Origin of the sequence: Pseudoflavonifractor sp. 60, assembly GCF_009911645.1 — a bacterium.
Classification (GTDB): domain Bacteria; phylum Bacillota; class Clostridia; order Oscillospirales; family Oscillospiraceae; genus Lawsonibacter.
The window spans coordinates 31,297-45,492 of the sequence record NZ_QWKI01000092.1 but is presented as its reverse complement, the minus strand read 5'-3'; the positions used below and the strand labels follow the sequence as shown (position 1 = coordinate 45,492).

At 54.0% G+C, this 14,196-nt stretch carries 13 protein-coding genes and 1 pseudogene; 8 read left to right on the top strand and 6 right to left on the bottom strand.

Features of this window, described 5'->3' with window-relative positions; translation table 11 throughout:
* Positions 1 to 81: 81 nt before the first annotated feature.
* The 5 genes and pseudogenes from D1646_RS10735 to mobC form a co-directional block, all read left to right on the top strand.
* Positions 82 to 1,329 (top strand): annotated as a pseudogene (locus D1646_RS10735) (helicase-related protein); the annotation flags it as partial.
* A gap of 612 nt (positions 1,330 to 1,941) precedes the next feature.
* Positions 1,942 to 3,630, top strand: a complete 1,689-nt coding sequence (gene ltrA, locus D1646_RS10730; protein ID WP_160636452.1) for a group II intron reverse transcriptase/maturase — start codon at positions 1,942 to 1,944, stop codon at positions 3,628 to 3,630.
* A 112-nt stretch (positions 3,631 to 3,742) separates the two neighbouring features.
* Complete coding sequence (locus D1646_RS10725; RefSeq protein ID WP_243154123.1) at positions 3,743 to 4,714, top strand: helicase; 972 nt, start codon at positions 3,743 to 3,745, stop codon at positions 4,712 to 4,714.
* A gap of 88 nt (positions 4,715 to 4,802) precedes the next feature.
* Complete coding sequence (locus tag D1646_RS10720; protein WP_160636451.1) at positions 4,803 to 6,017, top strand: DUF3849 domain-containing protein; 1,215 nt, start codon at positions 4,803 to 4,805, stop codon at positions 6,015 to 6,017.
* A 2-nt stretch (positions 6,018 to 6,019) separates the two neighbouring features.
* On the top strand, positions 6,020 to 6,358 hold the full coding sequence (gene mobC / locus D1646_RS10715; protein ID WP_160636450.1) for a plasmid mobilization relaxosome protein MobC: 339 nt from the start codon (positions 6,020 to 6,022) through the stop codon (positions 6,356 to 6,358).
* 37 nt (positions 6,359 to 6,395) lie between these two features.
* Here the strand turns inward: mobC and D1646_RS10710 are convergent, their stop codons facing one another.
* Entirely contained in the window at positions 6,396 to 6,641 is a 246-nt protein-coding gene (locus D1646_RS10710; RefSeq protein ID WP_160636449.1) for a helix-turn-helix transcriptional regulator, read from the bottom strand.
* A 158-nt stretch (positions 6,642 to 6,799) separates the two neighbouring features.
* Here D1646_RS10710 and D1646_RS10705 point away from each other — a divergent pair, with 158 nt between their 5' ends.
* From D1646_RS10705 to D1646_RS10695, 3 genes are all read left to right on the top strand, one after another.
* The gene (locus D1646_RS10705) at positions 6,800 to 7,240 is read left to right on the top strand and encodes a hypothetical protein (protein WP_160636448.1); all 441 of its coding nucleotides are present in this window, start codon (positions 6,800 to 6,802) and stop codon (positions 7,238 to 7,240) included.
* A 77-nt stretch (positions 7,241 to 7,317) separates the two neighbouring features.
* The gene (locus tag D1646_RS10700; RefSeq protein WP_160267480.1) at positions 7,318 to 7,623 is read left to right on the top strand and encodes a hypothetical protein; all 306 of its coding nucleotides are present in this window, start codon (positions 7,318 to 7,320) and stop codon (positions 7,621 to 7,623) included.
* 61 nt (positions 7,624 to 7,684) lie between these two features.
* A complete protein-coding gene (locus tag D1646_RS10695) occupies positions 7,685 to 9,100 on the top strand; it encodes a relaxase/mobilization nuclease domain-containing protein (protein WP_160636447.1) in 1,416 nt (471 codons plus the stop codon).
* Between the two features lie 224 nt (positions 9,101 to 9,324).
* Here the strand turns inward: D1646_RS10695 and D1646_RS10690 are convergent, their stop codons facing one another.
* The 5 genes from D1646_RS10690 to D1646_RS10670 form a co-directional block, all read right to left on the bottom strand.
* The gene (locus D1646_RS10690) at positions 9,325 to 10,170 is read right to left on the bottom strand and encodes a hypothetical protein (RefSeq protein WP_160636446.1); all 846 of its coding nucleotides are present in this window, start codon (positions 10,168 to 10,170) and stop codon (positions 9,325 to 9,327) included.
* 145 nt (positions 10,171 to 10,315) lie between these two features.
* Positions 10,316 to 11,332, bottom strand: coding sequence for a hypothetical protein (locus tag D1646_RS10685; RefSeq protein ID WP_160636445.1), 1,017 nt, complete (start codon positions 11,330 to 11,332; stop codon positions 10,316 to 10,318).
* Between the two features lie 13 nt (positions 11,333 to 11,345).
* Positions 11,346 to 11,981 (bottom strand): hypothetical protein, encoded by a 636-nt coding sequence (locus D1646_RS10680; RefSeq protein WP_160636444.1) that lies wholly within the window; start codon positions 11,979 to 11,981, stop codon positions 11,346 to 11,348.
* Entirely contained in the window at positions 11,959 to 13,359 is a 1,401-nt protein-coding gene (locus D1646_RS10675; RefSeq protein ID WP_160636443.1) for a GHKL domain-containing protein, read from the bottom strand. Before D1646_RS10675 ends, D1646_RS10680 begins: the two co-directional genes overlap by 23 nt.
* The gene (locus D1646_RS10670; RefSeq protein ID WP_201754633.1) at positions 13,356 to 14,075 is read right to left on the bottom strand and encodes a LytTR family DNA-binding domain-containing protein; all 720 of its coding nucleotides are present in this window, start codon (positions 14,073 to 14,075) and stop codon (positions 13,356 to 13,358) included. Before D1646_RS10670 ends, D1646_RS10675 begins: the two co-directional genes overlap by 4 nt.
* Positions 14,076 to 14,196 lie beyond the last annotated feature (121 nt).

Sequence of the window (14,196 nt, the reverse complement as noted above, 5' to 3'; positions counted from 1 at the left end):
GTCAAGCAGTTGGAGCGCACAAAGCGTTCCCTGGAGGCCCGCCTGGAAAAGCTCAACAACACCAGCCGGAAGGACAGCTCCGTGACCTTTGAGCAGCTGGGCGTGGACCGCCTCTTTATTGACGAAGCACATTCCTACAAAAATTTGTTCCTCTACACGAAAATGCGGAACGTGGCGGGGCTTTCCACCACCGATGCACAGAAGTCCAGCGATATGCTGCTGAAATGCCGCTACATGGACGAGATCACCGGCGGGCGCGGCGTGGTATTCGCCACCGGAACCCCGGTCAGCAACTCCATGACCGAGTTATTTACCATGCAGCGGTATTTGCAGCAGGACCTTTTGGACAAGGGATTCACCGACAGCCGGGGACGGCATTACAGCCTGACCCATTTTGATAGCTGGGCCTCCATCTTTGGCGAGACGGTGACGAAGGTAGAGCTGGCCCCGGAGGGGAAATACCGCCCTCGGACGCGCTTTGCCAAATTCTACAATCTGCCGGAGCTGATGGCCATGTTCCGGGAGACCGCCGACATCAAGACCGCCGATCAGCTCCATCTCCCTGTGCCGGAAGTGGAATATCACACAGAAAAGGCCCTGCCCTCAGAGGAACAGAAGCAGTTGGTCCGGGAATTATCTGACCGCGCCGCCGCCGTTCACACGGGACAGGTAAACCCCAAGATTGACAATATGCTGAAAATCACCAGCGATGGGCGCAAGCTGGGCCTTGACCAGAGGCTGATTAACCCGCTTTTTCCCGACAATCCGGGCAGTAAAGTCAATATGTGCGTGGAAAATGTATTCCGCATTTGGGAGAATGGGCAGGCGGACAAGCTGACCCAGCTCATTTTATGCGACCTGTCTACCCCAAAGGCCGCTGCCGCCGCTACACGGGACAGAACCGCTATGGCGGCGGGCAACAAGTTGGCAGGCGGGACGGATTTGCACGCCCTGGGCAATCTGCTGGAGGACATCAAGCCGGACGCGCCCTTTTCCGTCTATGAGGACATCCGCAGCAAGCTCATCGCTATGGGCATCCCGGAGCGGGAGATCGCTTTCATCCATGACGCCAATACCGACGCCAAAAAGAAGGAGCTGTTCGCAAAGGTCCGTTCCGGGCGGGTACGGGTACTCATGGGCAGCACCTTCAAAATGGGCGCTGGCATGAACGTTCAGGACCGGCTGATTGCTCTGCATGACCTGGACTGTCCTTGGAGGCCGGGAGATTTGGAGCAGCGCAAGGGCCGCATTGTCCGCCAGGGCAACAAGAATCCCACGGTACACATCTACCGCTATGTCACGGAGGGGACGTTCGATTCCTACCTCTGGGTGCGACACGTCGTCGCGAAAATCAATCGTTCGGCACAGGCCGAACCTGCTGTTCCATCAGCAGTAGCCTAACATCACCAAAGCGGCGGGAGACTGCCGTGAGGGAGCATGATGTGAAAGGGTAGCCCTCCCCGAAAGGGGTAAAGCGAAAGCCGCGAGGCGGACGCGATAAGCTGCAAGCAACAACGCGGCTGGGGAGCCTGGCTGTGCGGTATGGTTAATGTAATGTGAATCGCTGATAAACGTCGTTAAAGCAGAACAGGCTAAAGTTGCTGATAAGCCTGAACCAAAATGGTAATGCAGTTGGCTGTCCCCTTCCACAGTGGGGACACATGGACAACACGACTGCCGGCGGAGAGGCGGAACCTAACCCGCATCGTTGATTTACGCGGAACGTGGTAAGCCCGTATTCTCTCCGGCCCTGTGCCGGAAAGCCTACCGCAAGGGAAGCCGAAGGGGAGTGCGGGTAAAGCAGGATGGAAAAAGCGAAGGCCGCACCTGTAATGGGAGCGGATAGGGGTTGCGACATCACCCCACGCGAAAGCGGGCAGACTTCCATCTGGTCTTTCTTTACGAGAGAATTTTCAGAACTTTTGAAGGAGGAAATCGCAAATGAACGGGAAACCGTGTGCATCTTCCGACAAAGCGCAGGATTGGGAAAGTATCGACTGGAACAAGGCCAGCGCCTATGTCAAAAAGCTGCAAATGCGTATCGTAAAGGCTCAAAAGGAAGGTCATTACAGCAAGGTAAAATCGCTGCAATGGCTGTTGACCCACTCGTTTTATGCCAAAGCCTTGGCAGTAAGACGGGTGACAAGCAACAAGGGTAAAAGAACATCAGGCGTAGACCATGAATTATGGCTGACGCCACAGGCAAAATTCGACGCAATCGCAAAGCTCACCCGACGGGGCTACCGGCCCCAACCGCTCCGGCGGCACTACATCGCAAAGAAGAACGGCAAAATGCGGCCGCTGGGCATCCCCACAATGACAGACCGGGCCATGCAGACCCTGTATAAGTTCGCGGTAGAACCGATAGCGGAAACCTATGCAGACCCCAATTCCTACGGTTTTCGCATTGGCAGAAGCACCCATGACGCCATTGAGCAGTGCTTTACCGACCTGAACAAAGCAAAATCTCCCCAATGGATACTGGAGGGGGACATCAAGGGCTGCTTTGACCATATCAGTCATGAATGGCTGCTGGATAATATTCCAATGGACACTCAAGTTTTGCTGAAGTGGCTGAAATGCGGATTTATCGAAACAAATCGCCTGTTTCCAACGGAAGAAGGTACTCCCCAAGGCGGTACGATTTCCCCCACATTGATGAACATGACATTGGACGGGCTGGAACAGCTTTTGAAGGAAAAACTTCCAACGAGGAAGAAAGTCAACGGAAAAGCGCACTTCAATAAGATGAATTTCGTTCGTTACGCGGACGATTTCATCATCACAGGCGAATCGCCGGAATTTCTTCGCAACGAGGTGCTGCCCATCGTTCGGGAGTTTCTGACAGAGCGGGGACTACAACTTTCCGAGGAGAAAACGGTCATTACCCATATCGACGACGGCTTTGATTTCCTGGGCAAAAATATTCGCAAATACAAAGGAAAGTTGCTCATCAAGCCGTCCAAGACCGCAATCAAGTCGTTCCTCGGCAAAGTGCGGGACATTATCAAGGACAACAAATCCGCAAAACAGGAAATCCTCATTCACAAGCTCAACCCCGTAATTCGGGGATGGGTGAACAATCAGCGGTTTGTTGTATCCTCAGAGGTGTTCAGTCGAGTTGACTACGAGATTTATCAATGCCTGTGGCGCTGGGCCAAACGCAGACACAAGAAAAAGGGCCGCAAATGGATTGCCAAACGATATTGGCATCACATCGGCGACCGGAAGTGGACATTCTCCGCCCTCACGAAAAACGCCAATGGAGATTCCTATTACACGAAACTCGAATACGCGACTGATACACCCATCATCCGTTTTAAGAAAATCGTTGCGGAAGCGAACCCGTTTGATGAAAGTTGGACGGAATATTTTGAGGAACGCGAGGGCGAAAAGATGCTGCATAACACGAAAGGGCGGGAAAAACTGCTTACAATCTGGCGACGGCAGAACCGCCGCTGTCCTGTCTGCGGAGAACCGATTACTTCCAAAACCGGGTTTAAGGTGCATACCCCAGCCGGGAAAGGCGCACGGAAAATCATGGTACACGCGGAATGCCACAAACAAATTCATACCCTGAACGCTGATTTTGAGCCGGGTCTCCGGCAAGGAGGCTTTAGAAAGGCTTGAGCCGTGTGAGGGGAAACTCTCACGCACGGTTCTTAGGGGAGGGATCGACAGCGATGCCGGTCTCTTACCCGACCAGACGGTAGAAAATAAGCAGAAATTCATTTCGCAGATTATGACCTCAAAATCCCCGGTGCGCTCCTGCGAGGACGTGGACGAGACCGCCCTCTCCTATGCGGAGATCAAGGCCCTGTGCGCGGGAAATCCGCTGATAAAGGAGAAGATGGACCTGGACATTGACGTGGCCCGCCTGCGTCTGCTGAAATCGGACCACCAGAGCCATCAGTACCGTATGGAGGATGATTTGCTGAAACGGTTCCCTGAGAAAATCAAGGAAAACGAGGGCTTTATCGCGGGGCTGGAGGCCGACATGAAAACGCTGGCGGAGCATCCCCATCCGATGGTGCCTGTGAAACCCGCCGCGCCGCCCCAGGCTGACGGGGAACAGCCGGACGCACCCGCCGCCGATGCAGCCGCTGCCGATGCACCCGCCGCACCCGCTGCGGAGACCGCCGCTGTGGAGGTCAAGCAAGGCTTTGCCGGTATGGTGATCGGAGACCAGACCTTTATGGACAAAATCGAGGCGGGCAAGGCCCTGATCGCGGAAATCCGCAAGGGCATCAAGCCGGGGGAGCCTGTCGAGATCGGAACTTATCGCGGCTTTTCTATGGCTTTGTCTGTGGAGGACTTCGGGCGCACCATCGTCCTGACCCTCAAAGGCCAGATGAGCCACCGGGCCGAATTGGGGGATGATGTTTTGGGTAATCTTCTCCGCATCGACCATGCTTTGAATAAAATGCCGGACCGGGTAACGGCGCTGCACTCCCAGCTTGACAATCTCCACCAGCAGATGAAAGAGATTCAAGGCGAGATCGGCAAGCCCTTCCCCCAGGAGGCAGAGCTTCAGCAGAAAAGTGAGCGGCTGGCAGAACTGAACGCACAGTTGGGGATAGAGGATGGGCCTGCCCCGGTTGGGGAGCGGCTGCTGGCCAAGGACGCCCGCCCCTCGGTGCTGGAGGGGCTGAAACGGCCTGTGCCGCCCAAACAGAAAACGGACAAGCCGAAAGACTACCGCCAGGAGCGGTAACAGGGAAAGTCAGGCGGGGTGATCTCCGCCTGACTTTGCTCCTTTTCGTTATACCACAACAAATCTAATATAGAATGGAGAAATCAACATGAACAAAGCGCCCATTTACCCATACCCCGTCACTTACGCACGGGAAAACGGGGAGTTAGAGCAGTATCGGGCATCGTTCAAAACGCTTGCCGAGTGCAAGTGTGCCATTGACGATGCCATCTTTGATAATTGGGATGGGATGAATTTTGCCAAGGATTCTGCCAAACGTGTTCTAAAACAGTTTGGTCCAGAGCGGGTGACATTCATTCTGGCCTATACACTCCGGGAGATGAATATTGATAACCGATTCTCCGGCCACAACGCAAGCTGGGCCAGCACCGTTCCGCTGTATGGAATCGCCAGTGGCCAGGAGAGCTGCACCCTGGAAAGCCACCCTGCCAAGGTGGACCTGTTCATTGATCTGGTGCGGAAGGACCTCCAGGAGCTGGCACAGCAAAAGTCTGCTTCGCGTCAGAAATCTTCTGCAAAGCCCAAAAAGGAGGCGGTCAAGATGGATAAGACCCCGATTTACAAGGAATCTTTCGAGTACGCATATAATCATGGCGAGGAAGAACAGCACCGTGCCTCCAACCATGCCAATATCGCCTGCAAAAAGGCGATTGAAACGGCCATCGCCAGCCACTACCATGACAACCGCCTTGATACACAGGCGGCGGTGCAGGAGGTGGTGAAGCAGTTTGGCTATGAGCGGATGTTCTATGTGCTGGCCAACACGGTGCAGACCCAAGGGACGGATGGGCGCGTCTCCCAAGCCAACAAGAAGTGGGCGCAGACTATCCCCATCGTTTTTGAAAGAGGAAAACGGGACACTTCCTACCTTATCACACAAACTCACCCTGGTCTTTTGGATATGTTCGTGAGCAGCGCACGGCATGAACATCTGTTGAGACAGCCCCTCAAAGCGGCGGACATCAAAGCAGAGGCCGCACATATTCTGGAACGGTTTCAAGCCGCCCAAGAGCCGAACAGCCCCAATGGGACCCATTACATGGTCCAGGTGTCCCCTGACTTTCTGAGAAGAGCTGGAACCAAGGACACGGACCGCCTTATGGCGATGCTGCCCTTCCAGTCCCTTTCCCTCTCCGGGCTGGAGGGCCGCAAGGGAGTGTTTGCCCTGATCGTCAAGGACGAGGACCGCTTTCAAAAGCTGGTCCTGCGCAGACCCTCGGTACGGAAGAAGTTGCAGGAGCAGACCGCCGCCGATGCGCCCAAGCCGCCCGCCAGGGGCAGGAACAAGGCCCAGGAGCGGTAGTCATGGCAAATTTAGAGCGGGAGGTACAGCTAAAATTCCGCGTTACGCCGGAGGAACGGGCGCTGATCGAGCAGAAGATGGCCCAGCTTGGCACCACCAACATGGCGGCATATCTCCGCAAAATGGCGATTGACGGCTTTGTGATAAATCTGGAACTGCCGGAGCTGCGGGAGATGGTCTCCCTGCTGCGGCGGTCCAGCAATAACCTCAATCAGCTTACGCGCCGGGTACATGAGACGGGCCGGTTCTATGACGCCGACCTGGACGAGCTTCGGCAAAGCTATGACAGCCTGTGGGATGCGACGCAGAAAATTTTATCCTCGTTGGCGAAGCTCCAATGACAAATGGACAGCCGGGAACTGTTCTGGCTGTCCATTACTAATCTATATCTTCCAATTCAACATTTTTGAATGAATCCGTATCAAAAAACTCGTAAAGAGAAATTCCAAGTCCATCACAAAGAAGTTTAATTGTGATGATGCCAGGGTTATGGCTGTTGCCGTATATGATATTTTTCAGCGTTGTGGGCGGGATGCCAGCTTTTCTTGCCAGTGAATTGATATTATATCCATGTGCGGCACAAAGCTGCTGAATACGCAATGATACTTGTTTTCGCGTATCCATTTGCGTCCCTCCCGTCCATAAAAAGTCTATTTTAGTTTACCCACCTTCACAGCATTAGGCAGACTTTATATGGACTTTTGGGGAGAAGTGATTTATAATAAGAAAGACTTTATATAGTCTTTTCTGCGGAGTATATAAAGAAATGGGAGGCGATGTGGATGATCGTAACCTTTTGCGGACACAGCAAAATATATCAGACTTGCGAAATCTCCAAATGGTTGGATATAATACTCCCATCGCTGATTGAGGGCGGCGCGGCCACATTTTATCTCGGTGGCTACGGAGACTTTGACAGTCTGGCAGCGGCGGCGGTGAGACGGCAAAAGGTCACCTATCCCAGCATTGAAGCGGTCCTGGTGCTGGCCTACCTCAACCGGGACGCTGACCTTTCCCGCTATGACAGCACCACCTACCCGCCGTTGGAGAATGTGCCGCCCCGTTACGCCATTGTCAGGAGAAACGAGTGGATGATCCAGGAAAGCGATGTGGTGATCTCCGGCGTCACGCATGGGTGGGGTGGGGCGGCGAAAACACTGGACTTTGCGAAGCGCAAGCAGAAAATCATTTTTCAATTTCCAATGCAGACAAATAAAAAATGAGCGGCGGGGCCGCATCCTTGCAAAAAATCGTCCATGCCGCTATGCTGGTATCAAATCAAATTTAAGAGGTGTTCATTATGACCTATGAAAAAGTGTTAGCTGTATTCCAGGACTATCTGGCCGAGGACAAAGCCTGTGAGGTGCTGACTTCCAGCCAGGGCTATCTGGTGGTGGATTGGGACAGCAGGAAAAAGGACAGCGAGTGGGTGACTTCCCGGCTGTGCCAGACCCCGGAGCATCTGCGGGATGTGCTGCGCTCCCGGTACGAGGAATACCAGGGGTACAAGCTCACCGGTGGCTACAAGCGGGAGCTTCTGCCCTCTGAGGATGTGGACATTCGGCGCATGGGCGAGGCGATGGCCGAACGGTGCGGTGAAAACTGAATATACAGTCTAAAGCGGTCCGCCAATCGCGGGCCGTTTCTTTTGAAGGGAGGGACCGCCAATGGCAACCACCCGCATTATGCCTCTGCACATAGGCAAGGGCCGGACTGTGGGCAAGGCCATTCAAGACATCATCGACTATGTGGAGAATCCAGAAAAAACGGACGGCGGCAGGCTGATCTCCAGCTACCAATGCGACAGCCGGATCGCGGACGCGGAGTTTCTGTTCTCCAAGCGGCAGTACCTCGCCAAGACCGGCAGGCGACGCGGGGCCGATGATGTGATTGCCTATACCATCCGGCAGTCCTTTGTTCCTGGCGAGATCACCCCGGAGGAGGCCAACCGCCTGGGCTGTGAGCTGGCGCGGCGCTTCACCAAGGGCAATCATGCTTTTATTGTCTGCACCCACATCGACAAAGCGCATATTCATAACCACATCATTTGGAACTCCACCACTCTGGACTGCACCCGAAAATTTCGGGACTTCCTCGGTTCCGGGAGGGCGGTGCGGCGGCTGAACGATACCATTTGCATCGAAAACGGATACTCTATTGTGGCCAATCCCAAGCGCCGGGGCAAGAGCTACAACAAGTGGCTGGGCAGTAAGCCGCCCTGCCACCGGGACCGGCTTCGCATGGCGATAGATGATGCCCTCGCAAAAAAGCCCGCTGACCTGGACGCGCTGCTGAAGCTGCTGGGAGAGGCAGGCATTGAGGTATCGCCACGGGGAAAATTTATCCGGCTAAGAGCGGCGGGACAGAAAAATTTCGTCCGGCTGGATGGGGACAGCTTGGGCACGGAGTACGATATTTCCGCTTTGCTGGCCGTCCTCTCCGGGGAGCGGACGCACACGCCCAGCACAAAAAAGGTCCACCGCGCAGATCCGCCGAAGGTCAATCTGCTGGTGGATATTCAAGCCAAACTCCAGGCTGGGAAGGGTGCTGGATATGCGCGGTGGGCCAGCGTGTTCAACTTAAAACAGATGGCGCAGACCATGAATTATCTGACGGAGCATGGACTGTTGGACTACGCCGACCTCGCGGCAAAAGTGGCTGCGGCCACCGAGCGTTACAACGGCCTGTCCGAAAAAATCAAGGCGGCGGAGCAGCGCATGGCCGAGATCGCCGTGTTGAAAACGCACATCATCAACTACTCCAAGACCCGCGATGTGTATGTGGCCTACCGCAAGGCCGGGTACTCGAAAAAATTCAAGGCCGAGCATGAGAGCGAGATACTGCTGCATCAGGCGGCAAAGAAAGCGTTTGACGGGCTGGGGCTGAGAAAGCTCCCCACGGTCAAGAGCCTGCAAGCGGAGTATGCCGCGCTTCTGGCCGAGAAAAAATCCACCTATGCTGATTACCGCAGGGCAAGGGACGAGATGAAGGAGCTGCTGACGGTCAAGGCTAACGTGGACCGCTTGATGGGCTATGACAAATCGGAAACGGATATGGAAGTGGAACGCCAGGAAGAACGCTGACCGTTTCCATCATCCCGGAGGGCCGCAGGCCCGACAAAAAGCGTCCCGAAGGGACGCGCAGCCAGCCCCGGCACGGGGCTGTTCAAGGGGGTTTGGGGGCACTGCCACCAACAAGCAAAATGAACGTCTCGCCGGGAGGCGGGATGTTCATTTTTCGCATGATGGGACCATCATGCCCTGCTTGCCGGTTTCTCCAACCCCCGTTTTCCTTCGTCCCCCGTCCCCTACTCCAAAGGGGCGTTTTCGGTGTATTCCTCGTCAAAATCATCTGTTTCTGGCTCGAAATACTCCAACAACGCCAGATACAGTTCCTCTGGCCGGTCCATCAGATAATCTTGATAGGAAACAATCTCTTGGGTGGTATGATTGGCGTATTCTATCTGCACCCGCCAGCAGACTTCCCCCTCCGGCATATCTTCATCTGAAAAATCCTCGTCAGCTTCTTCATCCTCGTCCGGCCAATACTCTGGCAGTAAATCAAAATATGGTGGGACGCTGTTTCGGGATGGAGAAAGATCATAGTCCTCCGGCCACATGAAAATTTCCAGACTATGCACGGCCCAGCGCAGGAGCGTGGACATCTTCTTGCCGTCCAGCGTCATGGATTGCTCTGCTCCGTCACCGTCAAAGTCGGTCATGGTGAGGACGCGGCTTATTCGGTTGGCAGTAAAGCGTCTGTTGACCGGCAGTTCATCGCCGTACTCATCAAAGACTTCGGTATGGATTTCAAAAACCAATGTGTTGATGATAAGCTGCTTTTTTCTCGCGTTGCGTTCGGCATAAGGGAAATGGATGTTGTAGACCTCCCGCGCCAGTTCCGCAACCTCCGGGCGATGATCGTGCAGACGGTTTTCCAGCCACGCTTTATCATTGGCGCTCAAACGGCCCGTTGGGAAATTCGTGAGACGGGTAATCGTCTGTGCCTCGGCCTTCTCCGCGGCAGATAACCGGGAACAGGCTTTGCAGATATGAGCGGCGTGTCCCTTGCCAGAAAACTTTTCGTTGGCTTTGTACTCGCCGCAGATTTTGCAGTAATGCCCATGCGGACGGCCTGATTTCTTTTTAGACACGGGACAGTCCTCACTTTTCTTTGCGTTTTATTTATGATAGCACAATCTTCCTTCTATTTCTATGGAAATCATAGAATATGGCTAAACAAGGCGAAAGGACAAGGCGCAACCGAGCCTTGTCCTTCCACTTTATTGAGAGGGATAATCAGAAAATTGCTGCGCCGCCCCAAACCTGGGCCTGCGTGATCGCCAGGACGGTTTCAGTAGGAATACCGGCAATCTCGCTGCCGAAAATCTCCCGCAGATTTCCGTTATTCAGCATAGCGGAAAGCTGGGACTTCGCCGCAGCGGATGCGGCCAGTTGGGATGCTTGTATGTGGCGCTCAATCTGCTTTTCCACCGCCAGCTTCATAAACTCGGCATGGCGGGCCATACGCAAATCCCACCAGCTTTCTTCATCGTCAGAACCGCTCTTGGAGTAGGTAATCTCACCACCCGCACTGGAAGAACAGGCGTTACAAATATTGCCGTCCTCTCCAATGGCAACGGCCTGGGACATCCCCGCCGTGCTTCCGGGGATGATAGCCTCGTTCCGTGCCACGTCAAAGGCAAACCAGGTGTCGATCTTTGCAAAAATCTCCTGGGCGTAGGCTGGGTCTTGCTCCATGCGCTCCTGCACCTTGGGATGAATGACCACAGCTTTGCTCCCAGGCGGGACGTTGCCCAGGGCGTGAATCTCTTTCGGAGCGGTAAATCTGCCGTCAATGGAGCCATAGAAGGGATTGGCCTCGGTGGGTTGCCAATTTTCCAGCGTTTCCTTTGCTTTGTCTCCGTCCTGATACAACAGGTAATGGGGGTAGTCGTTCCGTGTTCTCCAATAGCCACTGCTGGCGTCAAAGACGTGATAATGGATGTTGGGGTATTTGGCCTTCAGCATAGTTTCCAGAGAAGGAGCCTCCGTTGCTTCTGCTGCCTCTACGCTCCCCGTCTGAACCTGCCCAGTAGCCCGCACCGACAAATCCATCATAAGGCTGGTAGGCAAACCCGCCATACCCATAAGGCCGCTCATGCCGGTGGTCAGCGTGTCCGTTCTGCCCCGGCTGGCCTGCGCCGCCATATCAAGAAAACTGTTGCCCTGTGTCCCGGTCTGCTTGGCGTCACGGGCCTTTGTGGGAATGCTATATGCCTGTGTCCCATAACTCGCCTGAATCGTGTTGCTCATGATATTTCCTCCCTTAAAGCAGCCCCATCAAAAGCTCTGCGGCGCTGACCGAACCGCCGTTCATGTGGAGCTTCATCAGCATCCGCCGCCGGGCTGCTGCCTCCTGCTGAAGCTCCATAAATTTTTTGTGGCTCTCCATCCGCTGCTCCCAAAAGCTGCCCTTGGCCTTATCCTCAAACATGGCCGCACCCTGACCGCCCATGTAGCCCGGATACCAGCCCTCGGCATGGCATTGTTCCTTTGTCTCCCCAATGTAGAAAACGCTATAACCGCCGCCAGCAGCAGCCACCCACGGATTTGATTGAGAAAAAGCCTTTCGCAAATCGTCCAGCACCCACGCTTCATAGTCAGGATCATTTTTCATCCGCTCAAAGGCCGCATCGGAAATCTGGATCGAGATAGATTCCATTTGCCGGGTAGCCGAAAGGGGCATCTGCGAAATCTTCTCCCGGATCGCCTGCCGATACGCCTCCATGCTCATATCTGCCTTTTCGGGTGGGTTAGGCGTGGTGCTGCTCTCGTTAGCTCGGAGCTGCGCGGCCATGCTCAGAAAACTGCTGTTCTGCATTGCCGTCCGCTGGACTGTACTGTTCTCTGGAAAACTCGTAGACAACCTTATCAAATAATTAAGACTGATCGTATTGTTCATAACTACTCCCTTCCTGCAATAAAACTGTTGCGGAAAATATCTGCTGACACGTTTTCAGTTCCAATTCTCCCATATACTTCTCCGCCTCCCGGCGCACGTTGGACAAGCCGATGCTGTGCATGGGAACGTCCTCTTTTTTCGTTGTGACAGGCAAACCGTCCTGCCTGAATACCACCTCACCTACGAAAGAGTTTTTGACCTCTATCAGAAAGAAACGTCCTTTTCTCTTTCCAGTCAGTACAATAAACCGCTCACCCTCGCTGACCTTCTCGCAAGCCTCCAACGCATTTTGCAGAAGATTTTGCAGGATGATACCCACGTCAAAGGCGTCATAGGCCCCCGGCTCCGGGTAATGGAAATCCACTTGGAAGCGGATGCCCAAATCAAGGCTCCGCCGCCGTGTATCGTTGACGATCACATCCGTGACCGGGTTTCCCGTTTGAAGCGTCAATTCAAAGTCGCTGATACTCTCATCCATTCGGGCGATATAGTCCTCCAGGCTGGCGTACTCGCCTTGACCAGCCAGCACCTTGATGTTGGTCATGTGGCCCCGCATTTCATGTTTCAGTTGGCGGATGCGGGTATAGAATTGCTCCGCCTCATGGATACGCGCCCGGATCGCCTGTGTCTGCTGGCGTTCTACGAAATAGTTGGTCTGTTCCGCCCGCAGCGCCGCCATACCCTGCTGAAAAGCTATGGTCAAATAGGCCCCCGCATAGAACAGCAAGGCCAGCACCGGCACGACTGCCAGAAACGCCGGGTGACGTTCATAGAGTTGAAGCAGAACGCCGTCCTTGAACTCCACCAGCAGCCGGGAGATCACCTGTCCGAACAAAATCCCCGCTGTTGGCACCAAGCTGATATAGCACAACTCCCGCCGGTGGAGCGTCATGTGCTGTTTCCGTATTTGACGTTGAAGGGCGTAGAGCATGACAGCCAGCATAGCGGTATGGGACACCAGGAACAGTGTAATCAGGAAAGCAGCCCGAAGAAAGACCGCCTCCGGCGGTTCCAGTTGGAAGGGCAGCGACCGCTCCACGATAAAGTATAGACTTTGCACCATCAGGCCGCTGGAAATCCTGGCGTTGAAATAGAGCAGCGTCAGGAGGAACACAAAGGGCTTTTCCAAGTCGATCCACTTTGATACCGCCAGCAGCAGCGCCGTCAGAATCAGCCCAAAGGAGCCTTGCGGGAGCGCGGCCCGGTTGCAGACGATCTCAAACAGGATGTAGACGGAAAATACAATGAGCAGCTTTCGCCACTTCCGGCCCTGGGAGGGAATAAAAGGCTTGAAAAAGGCGGTGAGCAGGACGGCGTAGGTCAACTCTGCCCCAGCGGAAAAAGCACTGTTGAAAATGCGAAATCCTGTTTCACTCATAGGCCAGTTCCCCTTTTCAAGAAGCGGAGATATGCCTTTACAAAGTCCTGGTACTTATACTTTGAGAGTAAGAGCTTTTCTCCGTTTGTCAGCGTCACTTCCGTTTTGCTATACCCGTCCACATAAGAGAGATTGACCAGATAGCCCTTGTGGATGCGGAAAAACTGTTCTTGCAGTTCCAGCTCCAAATCTCCGATTTTTGCATAGCAGGCAAATTCGCCATCTTTCAAATGCAGCTCGACCTTATGATTGCTACTTTCGATATAGTAGATGCTGTCCAGCGGTACGGTTTTGCTGGTATTGGCCGATTGGAGCGTCAATACACGCCCCGGCTTTTCTTTGGCAGTTCCGATCTGTGCAACTGCACGGGCAAAGACCTGAGCAAACTTTTCCTCGTCCACCGGCTTCAGCAGGTATTGGAACGCCCCTACGTCAAAGGCATCGAATACATACCGCTCATAGCCAGTCACAAAAATTATGACCGGCTGTGTCATAGTCGCCCGTTCCCTGATTTTTCGGGCCAACTCCATACCGTCCAGGCAAGAGGGGGCCAACTCTATGTCCAAAAAGAGCAAATCAATTTCTCGGTGATCTGCAAGGCAGTCACCGGCAGAAGCATACTCTACAATCTCACAGGGACAGGATTGCGCCCCGATCAATGACGAGAGATAGTCGCGGATATTGGCTTCATCATCACAAATCGCTATTTTTATCATGTTGATCTTCCTCTATGTGTTTATTCGTTCAAATGGGCGCTGAGGTAAAGCCGGTTGACGTGACTGGACGCTTTGAGAGCGTGACTGGACACTCATAGTTGATTGGTCTATTATATCATAA

What these genes read in the sequence shown, in the direction of transcription:
- D1646_RS10675 (WP_160636443.1), bottom strand. Translation starts at nt 13,359, where the DNA reads ATGAGTGAAACAGGATTTCGCATTTTCAACAGTGCTTTTTCCGCTGGG.
- D1646_RS10680 (WP_160636444.1), bottom strand. Translation starts at nt 11,981, where the DNA reads ATGAACAATACGATCAGTCTTAATTATTTGATAAGGTTGTCTACGAGT.
- mobC (WP_160636450.1), top strand. Translation starts at nt 6,020, where the DNA reads ATGGCAAATTTAGAGCGGGAGGTACAGCTAAAATTCCGCGTTACGCCG.
- D1646_RS10685 (WP_160636445.1), bottom strand. Translation starts at nt 11,332, where the DNA reads ATGAGCAACACGATTCAGGCGAGTTATGGGACACAGGCATATAGCATT.
- D1646_RS10710 (WP_160636449.1), bottom strand. Translation starts at nt 6,641, where the DNA reads ATGGATACGCGAAAACAAGTATCATTGCGTATTCAGCAGCTTTGTGCC.
- D1646_RS10670 (WP_201754633.1), bottom strand. Translation starts at nt 14,075, where the DNA reads ATGATAAAAATAGCGATTTGTGATGATGAAGCCAATATCCGCGACTAT.
- D1646_RS10725 (WP_243154123.1), top strand. Translation starts at nt 3,743, where the DNA reads ATGACCTCAAAATCCCCGGTGCGCTCCTGCGAGGACGTGGACGAGACC.
- D1646_RS10720 (WP_160636451.1), top strand. Translation starts at nt 4,803, where the DNA reads ATGAACAAAGCGCCCATTTACCCATACCCCGTCACTTACGCACGGGAA.
- ltrA (WP_160636452.1), top strand. Translation starts at nt 1,942, where the DNA reads ATGAACGGGAAACCGTGTGCATCTTCCGACAAAGCGCAGGATTGGGAA.
- D1646_RS10700 (WP_160267480.1), top strand. Translation starts at nt 7,318, where the DNA reads ATGACCTATGAAAAAGTGTTAGCTGTATTCCAGGACTATCTGGCCGAG.
- D1646_RS10705 (WP_160636448.1), top strand. Translation starts at nt 6,800, where the DNA reads ATGATCGTAACCTTTTGCGGACACAGCAAAATATATCAGACTTGCGAA.
- D1646_RS10695 (WP_160636447.1), top strand. Translation starts at nt 7,685, where the DNA reads ATGGCAACCACCCGCATTATGCCTCTGCACATAGGCAAGGGCCGGACT.